1 protein-coding gene is annotated in these 2,117 nt (G+C 30.1%); it reads left to right on the forward strand.

What is annotated here, in order from left to right:
* The coding region (locus tag L8X24_RS07855) for a hypothetical protein (protein ID WP_263664334.1) at positions 1-2,117 on the forward strand (2,117 nt) is incomplete at both ends.

Consider the following 2,117-nt stretch of genomic DNA (forward strand, 5'->3'; position numbering starts at 1 on the left):
AGTAATCATTACTAAAACAGGAACTATCAATGCTAATCGCTTTGTGGCTTCGACTTCGTCTTTAAAACCAGAAGACTTTGATAAATTTAAAGCACAAGGTGCTTCTTTCTCTCCAGTATTTAAACCAAATGGTGGTAATGTAGTAAATATGGGTACTATTAATGCTAATGATGTGTTACTTATAGGGAATAAGGTAGATATACAAGGTGGTAAATTAGGTAATGAAAAATCTACTACACATTTAGTAGGAAAAAATGTATATATAGACGCAGATAGTACAAATTTAAATTCCACTATCAATGTAACAGCTACAGAGGGTGGTTATTTACAAAAACAAATGATCAATTTTGCAAATAATAATTATAGCTTTGGCGATAATGTAAAAGTAAATGTAGTAAATTATAAAGATTCTAGTGGTACAACTCATATAGGAAGCTCTAATTTCAAAAAAGCTCTAACTATGGGTAATATGGGAGATGAAAAGAAAAATGCTATAGAATGGTGGCACTTTGCAAAAGGTTGGAATGAAGGTTTAGGTGATATTAAAAATGTAGATGAGTTTAGATTGGTAGGGAATATTGATTTTAGTGGCAACAAAGGATATGGTATAGAAGGTGAAGATTGGCAAAACTATGCAAATTATTGGGTAGACCTAAATGGTGATGGTGTAAAACAAGATAATGAATTTACTAATATGATAGTTGGCAACTTTCTCGAGCCTTTTACCAAAACCTTTGATGGACAAGGATTTACACTTAAGAATATTAATATATTACAAGCTAAAACTGATTGGTTTCATTTAACTGGTATATTTGGTATGGCAGATGGAGCTAAATTTAAAAATATCAATGTAGATTATAAGGGTGGTAGCATTATTGCATCTACAGCTGCAGTCGGAGGTTTTATTGGCTTTGCATTAAATGAAGTTATTTTTGACAATATAGTTTTAAGCAATCTCAGCAAGGTTGAAGCTTCTAGTACTAGTTCGATTGATATAGGTGGATTTATAGGAAGTGGCTTTAATGGCAAATTTACAAATATTATTATAAATAATATGGGAACAATCAATACAGATGCTTCTTATACTACACTTGCAGGTGGATTTGCTGGCTATTTTGATAATGGTGAATTTAGCAATATTTGCATTGATAGCCCTGTTGTTATCCACTCAAGTGATAATTTTGTAGGTGAAAATGAAGGGGGGACAAAGATTGGTGGATTTATAGGAAGTGGCGATGAAAATAAATTTAAAAATATTGCTTTAAATGGTGTTAAAATAAGTATTAAAAAATCGCGACGTTCTTTTGTAGGTGGATTTATAGGCGGGACACAGAAAAATGGGTATTATGAAAATATTTACTTAAAAAATGGAATTTACATTAATGGAGCTGTTACGTATGCTGGTGGTTTCATTGGAGGTAATGGTTTTTTTGGTAATAAAATAGAAAATAATATGTTTAAAAATATTTTTATATTTTTTAATCAGCATGATAAAATAGAAAATTCTGATGGAAAATTCTTTGGTGGCAGTAATTTTTTGATTGGAGAAAACAATACTTTTGACAATATCCACATCTACCATCATGAAGACGATTTAACTAATGCAATAGCCGATCAAAACTATTGGAATGACTTTAATAAAAATGGTTATATCTCAGATAAAATAAACATCCACACTTATAACGATTCTACTCAAAGCGATGCATATAAAGACTTTTTATCTAAAGCTAACACTATAGAAAAACCATCTAAACCAACCGATCCAACCGATCCAACCGATCCAAATGTCATCTTAGATACTGATGATATTATTAGTGAAGATATTATCAATCAAATCATATCCGAGTTAAAAGATAAATTCTATGCAGTAGATATAAATACACTAAATGATTTATTAAAAGCTTATGCAAAGATTGATAAAGATAATCCTGCCTCTAAAGCAGAGTTTTTAGCTAATTATCTTTTAAGTAAAGATAAATATCCAAATAAGGAAAAAAGACTTGATATAGCTCGTTCTATGGTTCAAAGCTTAGACTTTTTACTAGCTTATACTAAAAACAACATAGATGAATCTAAACTAACAGCTGAAGCTAAAGATTTATATTCTAAAAATAGAT

Origin of the sequence: Campylobacter sp. CNRCH_2015_0814 (assembly GCF_025772765.1) — a bacterium.
GTDB lineage: Bacteria > Campylobacterota > Campylobacteria > Campylobacterales > Campylobacteraceae > Campylobacter_D.